Consider the following 16,510-nt stretch of genomic DNA (forward strand, 5'->3'; position numbering starts at 1 on the left):
AGATGGCCATGCCACTCCGTCAGACCATCAAGGTTGCGACGTACCTCATTGAACAGAAGCTCCGAAAGCGGGATAAATTCCCGCTGATTGTCGAGCTGGAGCCCCTGTTCGCCTGCAATCTCGCCTGCGAGGGCTGCGGGAAGATCCAGCACCCGGCCGGAGTCCTCAAGCAGCGCATGCCGGTGGCCCAGGCCGTCGGCGCGGTACTCGAATCCGGTGCCCCGATGGTTTCCATCGCGGGCGGCGAGCCGTTGATGCATCCGCAGATCGACGAGATCGTCCGCCAGCTCGTGGCGAAGAGGAAGTACGTCTTCCTCTGCACCAACGCGATGCTGCTGCGCAAGAAGATCGAGAAGTTCACGCCGTCGCCGTACTTCGCGTTCGCCGTGCACATCGACGGGCTGCGTGAGCGGCACGACGAATCGGTGGCCAAGGAAGGGGTGTTCGACGAAGCGGTGGCCGCCATCAAGGAGGCCAAGCGGCGCGGCTTCCGGGTCACCACCAACTCCACCTTCTTCAACACCGACACCCCGCAGACCATCATCGAGGTCCTCAACTACCTCAACGACGACCTGAAGGTCGACGAGATGATGATCTCGCCCGCCTACGCGTACGAGAAGGCGCCCGACCAGGAGCACTTCCTGGGCGTCGAGCAGACGCGCGAGCTGTTCAAGAAGTCCTTCGCGGGCGGCAACCGGGCCAAGTGGCGCCTGAACCACTCGCCGCTCTTCCTGGACTTCCTGGAGGGCAAGGCCGACTTCCCGTGCACGGCGTGGGCCATTCCCAACTACTCGCTGTTCGGCTGGCAGCGGCCCTGCTACCTGATGAGCGACGGGTACGTGCCGACGTACCGCGAGCTCATCGAGGAGACCGACTGGGACAAGTACGGCCGCGGCAAGGACCCGCGCTGTGCCAACTGCATGGCGCACTGCGGCTACGAACCCACTGCCGTACTCGCCACCATGGGGTCGCTGAAGGAGTCCCTGCGTGCCGCACGGGAGACCATCGGCGGGAACCGGTGAGGTGAGGGCCGCCGGAGAGCCGGTCGCACCGGCTCTCCGGCGGTCTGCCGGGGGCGGTGGCCGTCACTGTGAGCTGGAACAGGACCAGGAGAGGGGGCCCGGACATGACGCTGCTGCAGAGCATCCGGGGGCCGCAGGATCTCAAGGCGCTGAGTGCACCACAGCTCGGCGAACTCGCCGATGACATAAGGAAGTTCCTGGTCCAGGCCGTGGCCAGGACCGGCGGCCATCTGGGCCCCAACCTAGGGGTGGTGGAGCTCTCCATCGCCCTGCACCGGGTCTTCGACTCGCCCGTGGACCGCATCCTGTGGGACACCGGCCACCAGAGCTACGTACACAAGCTCCTCACCGGGCGGCAGGACTTCTCCAAGCTGCGCGGCAAGGGCGGCCTCTCCGGCTACCCCTCCCGCGAGGAGTCAGAGCACGACGTCATCGAGAACTCGCACGCCTCCACCGTGCTGGGCTGGGCCGACGGCCTGGCCAAGGCCAACGAGGTCCTCGGCCGCCGCGACCACGTCGTCGCGGTCATTGGTGACGGTGCCCTCACCGGCGGGATGGCCTGGGAGGCGCTGAACAACATCGCCGCCGCCGGCGACCGCCCGCTGATCATCGTCGTCAATGACAACGAGCGCTCGTACGCCCCGACGATCGGCGGACTGGCCGACCACCTGGCGACCCTGCGCACCACCGACGGCTACGAGCGCTTCCTGTCCTGGGGCAAGGGCGTCCTGCAGCAGACACCGGTGATCGGGCAGCCGCTGTACGAGTCGCTGCACGGCGCCAAGAAGGGGTTCAAGGACACCTTCGCCCCGCAGGGCATGTTCGAGGACCTGGGCCTGAAGTACGTCGGACCGATCGACGGCCACGACACCGCCGCGGTCGAGTCCGCACTCCACCGGGCGAAACGCTTCCACGGGCCCGTGCTCGTGCACTGCCTCACCGAGAAGGGCCGCGGCTATCTTCCGGCGCTCCGGGACGAGGCCGACCGGTTCCACACCGTCGGCGCCATGGACCCGCTGACCTGCGTCCCGCTCACACCCGCGGCCGGTCCCTCCTGGACCTCCGTGTTCGGGGACGAGATCGCCGCGATCGGCGCGGAGCGGCCGGACGTCGTCGCGATCACCGCGGCGATGCTGCACCCCGTGGGACTCACCAAGTTCGCCGAGGCGTTCCCCGACCGGGTCTGGGACGTCGGGATCGCCGAGCAGCACGCGACGGTCTCGGCGGCCGGGCTGGCGACCGGCGGGCTGCACCCGGTGGTCGCCGTCTACGCCACCTTCCTCAACCGGGCCTTCGACCAGCTGCTGATGGACGTCGCCCTGCACCGCTGCGGTGTCACGTTCGTCCTCGACCGCGCCGGGGTCACCGGGCCGGACGGCGCCTCCCACAACGGCATGTGGGACCTGTCCGTGTTCCAGGTCGTGCCGGGGCTCCGGATCGCGGCACCGCGCGACGCCGAGCAGCTGCGGGCCGAACTGCGCGAGGCCGTCGACGTCGACGACGCGCCGACCCTGATCCGGTTCCCGAAGGAGTCGGTGGGGGAGCCGGTCCCCGCGATCGGCCGGATCGGCGGGATGGACGTCCTGCACCGCGCCGAGGACGCCGATGTGCTGCTGGTCGCGGTCGGCGTGATGGCCCCCGTCTGTCTGCGGGCCGCCGATCTTCTCACGGGAGCCGGAATCCGCTGCACCGTGGTCGACCCGCGCTGGGTCAAACCGGTCGACGAGCACCTCGCGCCGCTCGCCGCACGGCACCGGCTCGTCGCCGTCGTCGAGGACAACAGCCGGACCGCGGGAGTCGGCTCGGCGGTCGGGCAGGCGCTGCGCGACGCCGGGGTCGACGTGCCGCTGCGGACCTTCGGCATTCCCGAGCAGTTCCTCGCACACGGCAAGCGCTCCGAGGTGCTGGCCGACATCGGGCTCACACCCGTCGAGATCGCGGGCCGGATCGGCGCCGTACTGGCCGCCCGGGACGCGGCCACGGGCAGCGGGCCGGGCACCCCGGGCAACGGGCACAAGGAGAGCGGGGCATGAAGGACGACGGGCCCAAGGGCTTCGATCTGGCGCGGCTCCTCGCGGAGCGCGGCGCCGAACGCTACGAGCTGCACACGAAGTACCTCAACCATCAGCTCCCGCGCATGCTGCACACCATCGGCTTCGACAAGGTCTACGAACGGGCCGAGGGTGCGCACTTCTGGGACGCGCAGGGCAACGACTACCTGGACATGCTCGCCGGATTCGGTGTGATGGGGCTCGGCCGGCACCACCCCGTCGTACGCAAGGCGCTGCACGACGTGCTGGACGCCTCCCTCGCCGACCTCACCCGCTTCGACTGCCAGCCGCTGCCGGGACTGCTGGCGGAGAAGCTGCTCACCCACAGCCCGCACCTGGACCGGGTGTTCTTCGGGAACAGCGGTACGGAGGCCGTGGAGACGGCCCTCAAATTCGCCCGGTACGCCACCGGGAAGCCCCGGATCCTGTACTGCACGCACGCCTTCCACGGGCTGACCACCGGCTCGCTGTCGGTCAACGGCGAGGCGGGCTTCCGGGACGGATTCGCCCCGCTGCTGCCCGACACCGCCATCGCGCTCGGCGACCTCGACGCCCTGCGGCGCGAGCTGAAGCGCGGGGACGTGGCCGGACTCGTCGTCGAACCGATCCAGGGCAAGGGCGTGCACGCCTCACCGCCCGGATTTCTGCGCGCCGCCCAGGAGCTGCTGCACAAGCACAAGGCCCTGCTCGTCGCCGACGAGGTGCAGACCGGTCTGGGCCGGACCGGGGACTTCTACGCCTACCAGCACGAGGAGGGCGTCGAACCCGATCTGGTCTGCGTCGCCAAGGCCCTGTCCGGTGGATACGTGCCGGTCGGGGCGACCCTCGGCAAGGACTGGATCTTCAAGCGCGTCTACTCCTCGATGGACCGGGTCCTGGTCCACTCGGCGAGCTTCGGCTCCAACGCCCAGGCGATGGCGGCCGGACTCGCGGTCCTCTCGGTGATGGAGGACGAGGAGACGGTGGCGCACGCCCGCCGCACCGGTGATCTGCTGCGCGAACGGCTGGCCGCGCTGGTCGGCCGGTACGAGCTGCTGCACGAGGTGCGGGGGCGCGGACTGATGATCGGCATCGAGTTCGGCCGGCCGAGCTCGCTGAAACTGCGCAGCCGCTGGACCATGCTGCAGGCGGCCCGCAAGGGGCTCTTCGCGCAGATGGTGGTCGTGCCGCTCCTCCAGAAGCACCGGATCCTCACGCAGGTCTCCGGTGACCATCTCGAAGTGATCAAGCTGATTCCGCCGCTGGTGATCGACGAGGCGGACGTGGAGCGCTTTGTAGCCGCGTTCACGGCCGTCATGGACGACGCGCACAGCGGCGGCGGGCTGATGTGGGACTTCGGGCGGACCCTGGTGAAGCAGGCCGTCGCCAACCGCTGACCAGTACTTTCAGGGTTTGCCTCGGAGGCAAGAAATTTGCCTCCGAGGAAAGTTCCTGGCCCAATGGAGACATGAATCCTCCAGACGCAGGGGCGGCCGACGAGCTGCCCGGTGTCGCGCCCCGCCTGCGCGATCAGCGCCGCAGCCGTGGTCTGACCCTGGAGGCCGCCGCTCAGCGGGCCGGTCTCTCACCCGCCCATCTGTCCCGGCTCGAAACGGGCCGTCGCCAGCCCTCGCTGCCGATGCTGCTCGGACTCGCCAGGATCTACGGTACGACGGTTTCCGAGCTGCTCGGCGAGATGCCGCCGGAACGTGACGCGATCGTCCGCGGCCGCAGGTTCGAGGGGGCCGAGGCCGACGGCTGGACGTATCAGCAGGCCGGCGGTTCCGGCCGTGCGATGCAGGCGCTGCGCGTCCGGGTTCCGTACGGAGTACAGGGCGACCTGGTGCGCGTCCATCCCGGCGAGGAGTGGCTGTATGTCCTGGCCGGGCATCTCCGGGTGACTCTCGGGGACACGGTGCACGACCTCGCCCCCGGTGACAGCGCGCACTTCGACTCGCTCACCCCGCACCGGATCGCGGCCCCCGAAGCCGACGGCGCCGAGCTGCTCTTCGTTCACACCCTGCTGCAGAGCCCCGCCGCCGAGCTGTGTCTCGGCAGCGGGATCCACCACCGCTGAGGCGTCGTTCCCGCCACCGGCACGCCCGGCGGCCAGAGAGGACCTGTCATGTCCGATTCCGAGAACTACGACCCGCTCGGCCCGGGCCGGCCCAAGAACTACGACCCGCAGGAGAAGAAGATGCCTCGCGGGCTCGTCATCAGGCTCTTCGCCTACCTGGTGGCCGGCCACATCATCGCCGGCTTCCTCTATCTGCTGTTTGCCGTGGGGATGCACAACCAGTAGCCGAGGGGGCGCCGCCCGGGTGGATCAGGCCTCGTCGAGAAGGCGCTCGCGCAGCCGCTCCCGTGTCTCGGGGGCGATCTTCAGCCCCTCGGCGAGGTAGCGGTCGGTGCCGCCCCAGGTCTCGTCGATGGCGGCGAAGGCGGCGGCGAGATAGTCGGAGTGGGCGCCGAAGAGCGGATTGAGCAGCTCCATCACCTCGGGCGACATTCCGGCCGCCGAGGTGTCGCTGCGCCGGACCCGGTAGCGGCGGTGGGCGTCGTTGGACTTGAGGTAGTCCGCCTCGATGGCCTCCCGCTCGACGCCGACCGCGAGGAGCGACACCGCGATGGAGAGACCCGCCCGGTCCTTGCCGGCCGCGCAGTGCATCAGGGCGGGAACGCTGTCCTCGGCCAGCGCGTGCAGTACGCGGCTGTGCTCGGCGGTGCGCTCCAGGATGATCGTCCGGTAGGAGGCGGTCATGCGCTGCGTTCCCTTGCCGTCGGCCAGGATGGAGCGCAGCTCGTCCATGTTCCCGTCGCGCACCATCCGCCAGAACTCGGCGCCGTCCGCGGGGTCGCTGAGCGGGATGCTCACATTGCGCACGCCGGGCAGTTCCACGTCCAAGCCGTCCAGCCGGTGGTCCGCGGCGTTGCGGAAGTCGAAGACGGTGTGCAGCCCGAGCCCGGTGAGGAACGCGGCGTCCCGGGCCGTGGCGTGTGCCAGGTGACCGCTGCGGAAGAGCCGTCCGTACCGAACCCTGCGGCCGTCAGAGGCGGGCAGCCCGCCCACGTCACGGAAGTTGCGGACCCCGTCCAGTTCGGGCTCCGTCGACGGGGTCTGCGGCAGCTGCTGCGTCACGGTCACTCCTGGAGGCTCTGCCCCGGCGCGTGTCGCCGACGGGTCCACTCTTGTGACGATACGACATCGATTCCCGGGGCAACCATCTCTGTCGATGCCCTCTGTGGCCGCGCGGCGGGCTATGAGCGAGACGTGTCCGTATTGGGGTATTTAGTCGAACATGCCCTACTTCTAAGGGAGATGATCACCCTCTCGTGAGCGGGATCATATCCGTGACGGTGTGTGGTGACGCGGCGGTTGGGTACTCCGTACGCCGCGCGGAAAGGCAAGATCCGTAATCCACGGAGTGTGACCGGAATTCCGGGCCGAATTTCCGGTGCGGAATCCGGTGTGGAACCCATGGCTTGTTTCCGTCGTCCCGGCTCGCTTACGTTCGCTGTCAATCCGGACGGAACGCCTAATCCTGCCGCCGCCCGGAATTCGCACCCACTCACCGTGTGGCAGGAGCGGGGGAACCAGGTAAGCCGCCGACCGGGAAATCCGGCCGGCTCGGGGTGAAGCCGCGCCAGACGCGGCCGGGCATCTCCAGCCCGAACCCGACAGCTCACCTCGCAGGCGACGGAGAGGAAAACCTTCATGCCCATATCGGGTAAGCACCGTCGTCCCAAGTCCAGCACCATCGCCCGCGGCATCGTCGTCGCGAGTGCCGGCGGAGCCGTCATCGCGCTTCCGCTGCTCGGTGCCACCGGCGCCAGCGCCGCGGAGCAGTCCGCTCCCGCCGCCTCGAACTCGGTCGCCGCCCACGCCACCCCGGCCAAGCCGGTCGCGAAGAAGCAGGCCGGTTCCAAGACGTACTCCGTGGTCTCCGGCGACTACCTGTCGAAGATCGCCGCCGAGCACAAGCTCAAGGGCGGCTGGGAGAAGCTGTACCAGGACAACCGCAAGGTCGTCGGCGACGACCCGAGCCTGATCTTCCCGGGCATGAAGCTGACCCTCGGCGGCAAGGCCTGGGGCACCGCGGCCACCTCCACGGGTGCCACCACCCCGTCGAAGGCCCCGGCCGAGGCCCCGGTCAAGACCGAGTCGAAGGCCCCCGAGGCCCCGGCCGAGACCGAGTCGCAGGCCCCGGCCGAGACCGAGTCGAAGGCCCCCGCGGCCCCGGCCACCGAGAGCAACAGCTCCGGTTACGTCCACCCGGTCCCGGGCAACCACACCACCGCCTACCGCGCCTCCGGTGCCAACTGGTCCAGCGGCAGCCACACCGGCATCGACTTCCCCGTGTCCACCGGCACGAGCGTGAAGGCCATCACCTCCGGCACCGTCGTCACCGCGGGCTGGGGCGGCGCGTACGGCAACGAGGTCGTCATCAAGCACGCCGACGGCCACTACTCGCAGTACGGCCACATGTCCTCGCTCTCCGTCTCGGCGGGCCAGACCGTGACCGCGGGCCAGCAGGTCGGCCTGTCCGGCGCCACCGGCAACGCCACCGGCCCGCACCTGCACTTCGAGGTCCGCACGGGCCCGGCGTACGGCTCGGACATCGACCCGATCGCCTACCTGGCGTCGCACGGGATCAACGTCTGATCCAGGCAACAACGGTCCGGTGATCCGGACCTGAGCAATGCATAGAGGGACGGTGTGCGGCGGCGCACCGTCCCTCTGCTTATTCCCCCTTTACCAAAAACTGACCAGGTGGTCTATCTCACCACCCGTCAACCCCTTATTACGGTCGCGTAGGTCACATTCGGCGGTGCAGGATATGCCGTTGTGGCAGACGATTCGAACAACATCCAGCAGGGCGTCATCAACCGACAGGGCGTCATCGAGTCGTACGCGGCGATTGGCGACAGCTTCACCGAGGGAGTCGGTGACCCCGGCCCGGACGGAACGTTCGTCGGCTGGGCCGACCGGTTCGCGGTACTCCTCGCGGACCAGCTCCCGGACCCCGACGCGGCAACGGGCACCGCAGGAACCGCGCACGGGAACTTCGGATACGCCAATCTCGCGGTACGAGGACGCCTCCTCGACCAGATAGTCGCGGAGCAGGTGCCGCGCGCCAGGGAACTCGCCCCCGATCTGGTGAGCTTCTGCGCCGGCGGCAACGACATCATCCGGCCGGGCACCGACCCCGACGACGTGGCCGAGCGCTTCGAGCGCGCGGTCGCCGAGCTGACGCAGTCGGTCGGCACCGTCATGGTCACCACCGGCTTCGACACCCGCAACGTTCCCGTGCTGCGCCATCTGCGCGGCAAGATCGCCACCTACACCGCCCATGTGCGGTCCATCGCCGACCGCTACGACTGCCCGGTGCTCGACCTCTGGTCCCTGCGCTCGGTCCAGGACCGGCGGGCCTGGGACAACGACCGGCTGCACCTGTCGCCCGAGGGGCACACCCGGGTCGCGCTGCGCGCCGCCCAGGTCCTCGGTATCGACGTGCCCGCCGACCCGGACCAGGCGTGGCCGCCGCAGGCACAGCGCGGAACGCTCGAAGTACGGCGCGACGACATCCACTGGGCGCGCGAGTACCTGGTCCCGTGGATCGGCCGGCGGCTGCGCGGCGAGTCCTCGGGAGACCACGTCGAGGCCAAGCGGCCGGACCTGCTGCCGCTCTGACGCATCCGCTGTCCTCAGCCGCCCGGGGAGCTCGTCGCGGCGGCGGGGGACAGCGGATGCGCCGGTATGCGCTCCAGCACACCGCCGGCGAAGACGTCGTACAGCGGCAGCGTCTCCAGATGCACGTAACCGATATGGCAGTCGCAGACGGCGAGCGGGCAGGCCCGCGGCCCCAGCGCCGCGCGGTAGCTCCCGTCGTACAGATTGCCGAGCTCGGCCCGGACGAAGTGGCAGCGGCGCACCGTTCCCTCACCGTCCACCGAGATCACCGACTCACCGGTCCGGCAGGGCAGCCCGGCCGAACGGTGCGGATGGCGGCTGTACGGGAACAGCGGGTCGATCGCCGTCCACCGGTCCGCCTCCTCGTCCGTATAGGTGTGGCCCTCCGCGGCATTGACCCAGAGGTACACCTCCTCGGGAAGGGCTTCCCGCAGCCGCCGGGCCTCGCCGAGATGGCCGGCGAGGCCGACCACGCCGACGCTGTGGCGGATTCCCAGCGACGTCAGCTCCTCGCACCGGGCGAGGAAGCGCTCGTACGGAGTCTGTCCCGGGTGGTACGTGCACCAGAGCGCGATCTTGTCGCGGCCCGCGGTGCCCGCCTGGGCCAGCCACTGCGTACGGCCGCCGAGGTTCGTCTGGATCGCCACCCGCCGGATGTGCGGCAGCCCGGCCAGCTCGACCAGCGCCCGGCGGTACCAGGAGCGGACCAGTCCTTCGCCCCACGGGGTGAACAGCACCGATATCCGGTCCCCGGTCTGCGCCGCCGTCCACGCCGTGAAGCGCTCCAGCGCCGCCCGGTCGGCCCGCAGCTGCTCCCGGCTGTCGCGCCGCTTGGCGAACGGGCAGTACGGGCAGTCGTAGTCGCACGAGGCGAGCGGACCGCGGTAGAGAATCGTCAGGTCCATGAGGGCTCACTTCAGCTCGTACGCGGCCATCGCGGCCCGTACGGCGGGGGAGAAGAGGTCGGGTCCCAGGGCGTCGGAGTGGGCGAGCCCCTCGGGCGTCAGGCGCAGCAGCCCGCTCGACGCGGCATCTGCGTCGAGCCAGCCCCGGGCCCCGAACCGGGCCAGCTCCCCGGCGAAGTCCTCGCCCGGATCCGTACCGAAGCGCTCGCGGTACTCGGACACGTGCAGGCCCTCGGCCTGCAGGACGGACTGCAGAAGGTGACGGCGGCGCGCCTCGTCGCCGTCGGTGAACCGTCCCACCTCGGCGTGCGAGAAGTCCTCGGTTGCCGTGTAGCCGTCGATGATCGCCCGCACCTCGCGCATCTCCACCGCGTAGTCGAAGGAGTAGTGCAGCCGCGAGGTGTACGAGCGGGCGCCGCAGCCCAGCCCGATCATGCCGTCTGTCTGGCAGGCGTAGTCGTCGGGGCCGTCGGTCCGTGGGGCGTCGGCGTGGCGGAACATCCGCATCGACACCTGCTCGTAGCCGTGGGCCAGGAGATGGTCGCGGCCGGCCCGGTACAGCCGCAGCCGCTGTTCGTCCCACGCCGCGTCCGCCGAGGCCTCGTCACCGGCCCCGAGCCGGCCCAGGCCGGTCAGCGGACGGACGTACAGCGGGTAGAGGTACAGCTCCTCGGGCCGCCAGTGCAGCGCGGCGTCCAGGGAGGTGCGCCAGCTCTGCTCGGTCTGCCCGTCGATGCCGTAGATCAGGTCGATGTTGAGGACCGGGATACGGGTCTCCCGGATCAGGCCGAGGGCCGCCTCCACATCCGCGCGGCGCTGCGGGCGGACGGCCGCACGGGCCTCGCCCTCGACGAAGCTCTGCACACCGATGCTGATCCTGGTCGTCCCCCGGTCGGCGAGGACGGCCAGCCGGTCGGCCGTCGCCGTCGACGGAGACGTCTCGACGGACAGCGGCACCGACCGCAGATCCGCGCCCATGCGCTTCTCCGCGATGTCGCACAGCCGCTCCAGCTCGCCCGCGGTCAGGAAGGTGGGCGTCCCGCCGCCGAACGCGGCGGCGGCGAAGCGCACCGGTTCCCCGTCACCGAGCGCGTCCCGCACGGCCGTCGCCTGCCGGTCCAGCGCGTCGAGATACCGGGAGGTGAGCTCGTCGGGCGCACCGATCCGGGTGAAGAGGTTGCAGAAGCCGCAGCGGACCTCGCAGAAGGGTATGTGGAGATACAGCGAGAGCGCGTCCTTGTTCTCACCGGCCCACAGATCCTTCAGCGCGGGCCGCCCGCCGGGATGTTCGGAGAGCCTGCCGTACGCCGTCTTGTGCGGGTAGGCGTACACGTAGCTCTGGTACGGACGAATGGTGTGCCGACTGGTCATCGTGCGGTGGCCCCCGGTTCCAGGAAGAAATGCGCGTACGGAACGGTCCAGACCGACTCGTGGCCGAGCCGGTGACCGGTGTAGCCGTCGTCGCCGTACGCCGTGCCGTGGTCGGAGCAGACCACGGCGAAGGCGCGGCGGCGGCTGCTCACGGCGGCGAAGAGGCGCCCGATGTGGGCGTCCACGTACTCCAGGGCGGCGGCGTGGGTGGCACGGCTGTCACCTGCGTCGCGGGTCGCACCCGGGCGGTGGAACCAGTTGGGCTGGTGCAGGGCGGAGACGTTGACGAAGAGGAACAGCCGCTGCCCGGCCGGGAGTTCCTCGACGATCTGCTCGGCGCGGGCCACCTGGGCCTCGAAGGAGGTGGGCGAGGCGACACCGAACTCCGGCTCCCAGTGCGCCTCGTGGAACATACCGGGCAGCACCGAGCCGAGCGGTGCCTGCCGGTTGAAGAACCCGACGCCGCCGATGCACACCGTGCGGTATCCGGCCGCGCCGAGCCCCGAGACCAGGTCGGGGGAGTCGAAGACGAAGGTGTGCTCCGCCGTGGTCTCACTGCCGGCGAACCGTGCGGCGAACAGCCGGGGATGCGGTCCGGGGGAGGCGGGTGTGGGCAGGAACCCCGCGAAGATCGCCTGGTGCGACGCATAGGTGAAGCTCCCCGGGGCATGCCGCTTCTCCCAGACGCCGCCCGGCAGATGCCGGGCCAGATTGGGGATGCGCCCGGCGGCGGCGAGCTCGGCCGCGACGTCGTACCGCAGGGTGTCCAGGGTGACGAGCAGCAGATCGTGGCTGCCCACCACCTCGCTCATATCGGGGTCGACGGCTTCCATGACGCCGGAGGGTGGTTCAGGGTGCTGCGCTGCCACGGTGGTTCCTTGCTCGGTTCAGTACGGCGGCGACCTGCGCCGCGTAGGTGTCCAGGCCCTCGGCGCCGCTGCCCGGCAGACCCGTCAGCCGGGGCAGCAGGTCACCGAAGGCGTTGACCTCGCCGACGGCGAAGCGCCGCCAGCCGGTCGCGGGCAGCAGATCGACGCCCACGCACAGCGTGTCCGGGAAGGCGGCGGCCGCCCGCTCGCACACGGCCAGCGCCCGGCTCCAGCTGCCGCCCGCCGCCTCGACGGCGGCCCGCACCTCGTCCAGATCGCCGCGCGCGCCGCCGAGATGCAGATTGGTCATGGGGGAGCGGCTGGTGCGGACGACGGCGTGGGTGGCCCGGCCGTCGACCACCACGACCCGCAGATCCGCGGCCCGGCCGCGCTGCGAGGCCTTCGGCAGCCATCGTTCGATGTGCAGACCGTCCGGTGCGAGCGCGTCGACGATCGCCGCCACCTCGCGTTCCGTTGTGCACTGCCGCACCCTCAGCGAGTTGTGGAGGTGGCCGGCCGGGTCGCGTTCGACCGAGGTGCTCGCCCGCACCCGGCCGGGACCCGCCGTCTCCACGGCCATCACCCCGGAGGCGGAGGACCCGTGGGCCGGCTTCACGAACACACGGGGCATGCGATGGCCGGCCATCAGCTCCCGCACATCGGCCCAGCCCCGCACGGGACCCGCGAGCGGACCCGACGTCGGCGAGTAGGGCACGGGCACGCCCGCGGTGTCCAGGACGCCGTGGCACAGGCGCTTGTCGAAGAGCGACGCGATGTCGCCGGGACTGTCCAGCAGCACCGCACCCGCGGTCTCCGCCGCCCGTGCCACGTCCCGTACGGCCGAGGTGAACCGCGCGTACCAGAGGGCCGAACCCTCCACCCTGGTCGGGTCGTCGACGCCGCGCAGCAGCCGCTCGACGTCGGCGTCCTCGCCGGGCGAGTCGATACGCACGGTCTCCCCGGGCCGGAAGTCCGCTTTCCCGTGCAACACCTCGAGCCAGGACACCACACGGGCCCCCGGCAGCCCGGCGGCCCGCACGGCGTCCTGGAAGAGAGCGACCCGGCGGCTGCCGGGATTGCCGACCACCGCCAGGCGCGGCGGCCCGCTACGCGCCGACCGCGACATGGCGGGGCTCGTCACCCTCGGCGAGCGGCACGGTCAGGACGGGCCGGCCGTGGACGGTGCCGGGGCGCTCGATGGCGGTCACGGGGCACTCACTCCGACACCGTGACGTACCGGCCCGCGGCCCCGCGGTCGCCCCACGGCTCGCAGCGGTCCGACAGATCCACCCGCACCCCGTGCGGCTCGAGGGCCTCGGTGACCCGGCGCTCCATCGGTTCGGTGAGGAAGTGGTGGTGCAGATCCAGGACTTCGAGATGGGTCAGCGGCTGGCCCTCCAGCAGGGCCGCCGCACCCTCGTCGCCCAGCGTGCCGCACGACAGATCGAGCGTGCGCAGCCGGGCCACGACCGGGGCGGAGGCGACGGCGGCCGCGATCTCGTTCTCCACCTCGCTGTTGCGCAGGCCGAGATGGTGCAGGGCCGGGAAGCGCGTCCCCGACAGCAGCGGCGCGAGATCCGAGACATCGGCGTCGCCCCCGTAGGCGGAGACCCCCAGCCAGAGGTCGAGCCGCTCCAGCGCGGGCAGCTCACTGTCCAGCACCCCGCGCACCACCTGCACCGGCAGCCCGCCCGTCTCGATGGTGAGCGAACGCAGCCGCTCGTGCTTCGTGGCGGGGAAGACGAGGTGGGAACCGCCCCGTACCCCGAGTTCCACCAGTGCGGGGAAGGCGGTGAGCAGTTCGGTGACATCGCTCTGCTCGATCCAGGAGATCTCGGCCTCCTCCATGGTCAGATCGCCGACGAACACCGCTTCCAGCGACGTCAGCCGCTCGGCGGCGGCGATCACGAGCCCGATCGGGTAGGACGACCTCTCCTCGTACGACTCGCCCCACTGCCCGATGATCAGCGCGCGGACACCGGCCGGGTCCACCTCGTCGAGGAACGCGGCGAACTCCTGCTCCCAGGTGCGGTCCTCGTCCTCGTACGGCTCGACGAACACGCGCCAGGCCGCGGCATCCGCGGCCGGCCGGGGGCTGTCGTTCGTGCCGGACTGGAAATCGACGGCCGGAAGGCCGAGCAACTCGTGCAGGTGGTCCACATCGGACATGGCCCTGAGCTCCTGATGACGGCGACGGATTGATGTGCGCAAGGTCTATCAAGTCCCACTGACAACGGGACGACCGGGCCCCGCCGACGGCGCTCACCGGCCGATTGTCAGACCCCCGCCGTAGCGTTTTCGATGTGGCCGGCACAGCGGGTGCCGGTGCGGAGGGGAGACATCTGTGTACCGGCAGGGCGACGTACTGATCATGGCTCTGGAGGAGTCCGCGGTCCCGGCGAACCTCCTGGAGGCACCGGGTGAACTGCGGGACGGGCGCGGCCGGCTGGTGCTCGCGCTCGGCGAGGTCACCGGACACGCGCACGCGGTGCCGGGACCGGGACGGCTGATCCGGGAGGGCGGGGTGTTCGGCCCGATGCTGCTCCACCTCCCCGACGGCGGACGCGTGGTGCACGAGGAGCATGCGGTGATCTCGCTGCCGAAGGGCTGGTTCCGGGTCGTGCGCCAGCGGGAGTACGCGCCGGGGGCGGTCCGCATCGTCGCGGACTGAGCGGGACGCCCCGGCCGGTGGGCCGGGGACGCGTGGCAGCGCAGCACGATCCGGGAATTCAGGAACAGGGAACAGGGGACGGGGAAACCGATGCAGTACGTGGACTCATGGCGGGCCGTGGCGGCGGCGACCGGCGCGGCGGACCGGGCGGCGGCCGAGGACGGGGTGCGGCTCGCCTACCGCCGCGCGGGTCTGGCCGAGCCGCAGGAGTTCGTCTGGGCCGATTCGCCCAGGGCGGCCGTCGAGGCCGTGGAGAAGCTGGCCGACGCGGGGCGCTCCGTCCGGGAGGAGGTGCGGACCCGCCCCTGGGCGGAGGAACGGCGCCGGATGTACGACGAGTTGGGCCCGGCGGGCTGGGCCGCGCTGTGGTCGGCCACCGGCGCCCAGCTCTGGGAGACCACGGCGGCCCTCGCCGAACGGATACGGGCGGGCGTCGTGGACGGCCTCGCCGCGAAGCCCGAGGACGAATCGGATGTCCGCCTCGTGCTGCTCGACGCCGTTCTGGGCCAGCACGACGCGGCCTGGCTCGCCGCCTTCGACGGCCGGGGCGAGCGGCTCGACGGACTCGCGGCCGTCGCGAGGAACGCGGGCTGGTGGTGGCCCTACGAGCGCGCCGTGGTGATCAGCGAACGACCCGAGGCACTCCACCGCGACGAGGCGGGAAGGCTGGACCGGGGCGACGGCCCGGCACTCTCCTACCGTGACGGCTTCGCCCTGTACGCCTGGCGCGGCATGCCCGTACCCGCCGCCTTCCTCGCGGAGCTGGCAGCGCTGACCCCCGAGCGGATCCGGGCCGAGGGGAACGCGGAGCTGCGCCGCGTGATGCTGGAGTTCTACGGATACGACCGCTATCTCACCGAGTCGGGCGCCGAGCCGGTCCACCGTGACGAGACGGGCATCCTCTGGCGGATCGCGCTCGACGGTGACGAGGATGTGGTCATGGTCGAGGTGGTCAACTCCACCCCGGAGCCGGACGGGACGCATCGCACGTACTGGCTGCGGGTGCCGCCGAGGACCAGGACCGCCAAGGAGGGGGTCGCGTGGACGTTCGGGCTCCAGGGCGAGGCCTACGCACCGTTGCGCCAGACCTGAGCGCGGTCCGGCAGGCGGGGGGAGAGGGCGCGGGCGGGCGGCGGACGCGGTGGCGGCCGGGCAGCGGGACAGCGCACGGGGGGCTGTCCCGGAGGGACGGGGGCGGCGTCCCGGCCGCCGGGACCGGATGGCGGGGGACGGGCGGCGTCCCGGCTGCCGGGACCGGGGGAGGCGGAGCGGTCAGGCCGTCAGGGTCTCGTGGTCGATGCCCAGTTCGCGGGCGAGGGCCTGCTCGGTCCACTCCAGCATCGTGGGCCTGGACAGCGGCCCGGCGTACGACGTCATCTGCACCGCCAGACCGTCCAGCAGTGCGGTCAGCCGCCAGGCCACGGACATCGGGTCGTCGCAGTGGAACTCGCCCGCCGCCGCACCCTCCTCGATGACCTCGGCCAGTTCCGCCTTCCACTGCTGGTCGAGATCGCCCGCCACATTGCGCAGCGCAGGGTCGCGGAGGGACGCGGCCCAGCCCTCGATCCACAGCCGCCAGCCCTTGGCCTGACCCGTCGGCGCATACCAGCGGACGGCGGCGCGCAGCCTGCGTACAGCAGTGGTGCGACGGCCCAACAGCTTGCGCAATTGGGCGAGATCGGCTTCGGCGGCGTGTGCGAACGCGGCCGCGACCAGCTTCTCCTTGGTGGAGAAGTGGTAGAGCACGAGTGCGTTGCTCACACCGAGCACGGACGCGACATCGGCGATCCGTACGGCTGCGACACCGCGCACCTCGATCTGTTCGATGGCAGCGCGCAGCAACTCCTCGCGCCGCTCCGCCACACCCAACCGCACTCTTGCCACGCCGTCACCCTAACCAATGCCCGCCACGGAGCAGGCCGGGGGCGGGTCCGGAGCGGCGTGGCCGGC

At 71.0% G+C, this 16,510-nt stretch carries 16 protein-coding genes and 1 riboswitch; of the genes, 9 read left to right on the forward strand and 7 right to left on the reverse strand.

Annotated elements, in window-relative coordinates; all coding sequences use genetic code 11:
• Positions 1–2: 2 nt before the first annotated feature.
• The 5 genes from hpnH (at position 3) to OG782_RS33090 (ending at position 5,354) form a co-directional block, all read left to right on the forward strand.
• Entirely contained in the window at positions 3–1,022 is a 1,020-nt protein-coding gene (gene hpnH / locus OG782_RS33070; RefSeq protein ID WP_406457355.1) for an adenosyl-hopene transferase HpnH, read from the forward strand.
• A gap of 104 nt (positions 1,023–1,126) precedes the next feature.
• Positions 1,127–3,055, forward strand: coding sequence for a 1-deoxy-D-xylulose-5-phosphate synthase (dxs, locus tag OG782_RS33075; protein ID WP_406457357.1), 1,929 nt, complete (start codon positions 1,127–1,129; stop codon positions 3,053–3,055).
• Positions 3,052–4,449: an aspartate aminotransferase family protein gene (locus tag OG782_RS33080; RefSeq protein WP_406457359.1), complete on the forward strand. Its 1,398-nt coding sequence runs from the start codon at positions 3,052–3,054 to the stop codon at positions 4,447–4,449. The genes dxs and OG782_RS33080 overlap by 4 nt, the downstream gene beginning before the upstream one ends.
• A gap of 71 nt (positions 4,450–4,520) precedes the next feature.
• Positions 4,521–5,129, forward strand: a complete 609-nt coding sequence (locus OG782_RS33085) for a helix-turn-helix domain-containing protein (RefSeq protein ID WP_406457361.1) — start codon at positions 4,521–4,523, stop codon at positions 5,127–5,129.
• Positions 5,130–5,177: 48 nt separating this feature from the next.
• Positions 5,178–5,354 carry a DUF6126 family protein gene (locus OG782_RS33090; protein ID WP_326740262.1) on the forward strand — a complete coding sequence of 59 codons (177 nt, stop codon included), beginning with the start codon at positions 5,178–5,180 and terminating at the stop codon, positions 5,352–5,354.
• Positions 5,355–5,378: 24 nt separating this feature from the next.
• Here the strand turns inward: OG782_RS33090 and OG782_RS33095 are convergent, their stop codons facing one another.
• Complete coding sequence (locus tag OG782_RS33095; protein ID WP_406457364.1) at positions 5,379–6,191, reverse strand: tyrosine-protein phosphatase; 813 nt, start codon at positions 6,189–6,191, stop codon at positions 5,379–5,381.
• Between the two features lie 413 nt (positions 6,192–6,604).
• Positions 6,605–6,762, forward strand: a riboswitch (cyclic di-AMP (ydaO/yuaA leader).
• 5 nt (positions 6,763–6,767) lie between these two features.
• Here OG782_RS33095 and OG782_RS33100 point away from each other — a divergent pair.
• Positions 6,768–7,715, forward strand: coding sequence for a peptidoglycan DD-metalloendopeptidase family protein (locus tag OG782_RS33100; protein WP_406457365.1), 948 nt, complete (start codon positions 6,768–6,770; stop codon positions 7,713–7,715).
• Between the two features lie 183 nt (positions 7,716–7,898).
• On the forward strand, positions 7,899–8,744 hold the full coding sequence (locus tag OG782_RS33105; protein WP_406457367.1) for an SGNH/GDSL hydrolase family protein: 846 nt from the start codon (positions 7,899–7,901) through the stop codon (positions 8,742–8,744).
• 14 nt (positions 8,745–8,758) lie between these two features.
• Here the strand turns inward: OG782_RS33105 and OG782_RS33110 are convergent, their stop codons facing one another.
• The 5 genes from OG782_RS33110 to OG782_RS33130 form a co-directional block, all read right to left on the reverse strand.
• The gene (locus OG782_RS33110) at positions 8,759–9,649 is read right to left on the reverse strand and encodes an STM4011 family radical SAM protein (protein ID WP_406457369.1); all 891 of its coding nucleotides are present in this window, start codon (positions 9,647–9,649) and stop codon (positions 8,759–8,761) included.
• 6 nt (positions 9,650–9,655) lie between these two features.
• Positions 9,656–11,020 carry an STM4012 family radical SAM protein gene (locus OG782_RS33115; protein WP_406457371.1) on the reverse strand — a complete coding sequence of 455 codons (1,365 nt, stop codon included), beginning with the start codon at positions 11,018–11,020 and terminating at the stop codon, positions 9,656–9,658.
• Positions 11,017–11,832: an STM4013/SEN3800 family hydrolase gene (locus OG782_RS33120; protein WP_406459402.1), complete on the reverse strand. Its 816-nt coding sequence runs from the start codon at positions 11,830–11,832 to the stop codon at positions 11,017–11,019. The genes OG782_RS33115 and OG782_RS33120 overlap by 4 nt, the downstream gene beginning before the upstream one ends.
• A 37-nt stretch (positions 11,833–11,869) precedes the next feature.
• Complete coding sequence (locus OG782_RS33125) at positions 11,870–13,015, reverse strand: STM4014 family protein (protein ID WP_406457373.1); 1,146 nt, start codon at positions 13,013–13,015, stop codon at positions 11,870–11,872.
• 89 nt (positions 13,016–13,104) lie between these two features.
• Complete coding sequence (locus OG782_RS33130) at positions 13,105–14,058, reverse strand: STM4015 family protein (RefSeq protein WP_406457375.1); 954 nt, start codon at positions 14,056–14,058, stop codon at positions 13,105–13,107.
• Between the two features lie 175 nt (positions 14,059–14,233).
• On the opposite strand from OG782_RS33130, the gene OG782_RS33135 reads away from it, so the two are divergent.
• Together OG782_RS33135 and OG782_RS33140 are read left to right on the forward strand one after the other, a co-directional pair.
• Positions 14,234–14,560: a hypothetical protein gene (locus OG782_RS33135; protein ID WP_136330525.1), complete on the forward strand. Its 327-nt coding sequence runs from the start codon at positions 14,234–14,236 to the stop codon at positions 14,558–14,560.
• 90 nt (positions 14,561–14,650) lie between these two features.
• A complete protein-coding gene (locus OG782_RS33140; protein ID WP_406457377.1) occupies positions 14,651–15,652 on the forward strand; it encodes a DUF6745 domain-containing protein in 1,002 nt (333 codons plus the stop codon).
• Between the two features lie 180 nt (positions 15,653–15,832).
• On the opposite strand, the gene OG782_RS33145 is transcribed toward OG782_RS33140, so the two are convergent.
• Positions 15,833–16,423 carry a TetR/AcrR family transcriptional regulator gene (locus tag OG782_RS33145; RefSeq protein WP_406459404.1) on the reverse strand — a complete coding sequence of 197 codons (591 nt, stop codon included), beginning with the start codon at positions 16,421–16,423 and terminating at the stop codon, positions 15,833–15,835.
• Positions 16,424–16,510: the final 87 nt, after the last annotated feature.

The sequence above is a fragment of the Streptomyces sp. NBC_00876 genome (assembly GCF_045207435.1).
Lineage (GTDB): Bacteria > Actinomycetota > Actinomycetes > Streptomycetales > Streptomycetaceae > Streptomyces.

Excerpts from the sequence above, each read along its gene's own strand:
- OG782_RS33110 (WP_406457369.1), bottom strand. The coding sequence starts at position 9,649 with ATGGACCTGACGATTCTCTACCGCGGTCCGCTCGCCTCGTGCGACTAC.
- OG782_RS33100 (WP_406457365.1), top strand. The coding sequence starts at position 6,768 with ATGCCCATATCGGGTAAGCACCGTCGTCCCAAGTCCAGCACCATCGCC.
- OG782_RS33140 (WP_406457377.1), top strand. The coding sequence starts at position 14,651 with ATGCAGTACGTGGACTCATGGCGGGCCGTGGCGGCGGCGACCGGCGCG.
- OG782_RS33090 (WP_326740262.1), top strand. The coding sequence starts at position 5,178 with ATGTCCGATTCCGAGAACTACGACCCGCTCGGCCCGGGCCGGCCCAAG.
- OG782_RS33125 (WP_406457373.1), bottom strand. The coding sequence starts at position 13,015 with ATGTCGCGGTCGGCGCGTAGCGGGCCGCCGCGCCTGGCGGTGGTCGGC.
- OG782_RS33130 (WP_406457375.1), bottom strand. The coding sequence starts at position 14,058 with ATGTCCGATGTGGACCACCTGCACGAGTTGCTCGGCCTTCCGGCCGTC.
- OG782_RS33085 (WP_406457361.1), top strand. The coding sequence starts at position 4,521 with ATGAATCCTCCAGACGCAGGGGCGGCCGACGAGCTGCCCGGTGTCGCG.
- OG782_RS33080 (WP_406457359.1), top strand. The coding sequence starts at position 3,052 with ATGAAGGACGACGGGCCCAAGGGCTTCGATCTGGCGCGGCTCCTCGCG.
- OG782_RS33115 (WP_406457371.1), bottom strand. The coding sequence starts at position 11,020 with ATGACCAGTCGGCACACCATTCGTCCGTACCAGAGCTACGTGTACGCC.
- dxs (WP_406457357.1), top strand. The coding sequence starts at position 1,127 with ATGACGCTGCTGCAGAGCATCCGGGGGCCGCAGGATCTCAAGGCGCTG.
- OG782_RS33120 (WP_406459402.1), bottom strand. The coding sequence starts at position 11,832 with ATGAGCGAGGTGGTGGGCAGCCACGATCTGCTGCTCGTCACCCTGGAC.
- hpnH (WP_406457355.1), top strand. The coding sequence starts at position 3 with ATGGCCATGCCACTCCGTCAGACCATCAAGGTTGCGACGTACCTCATT.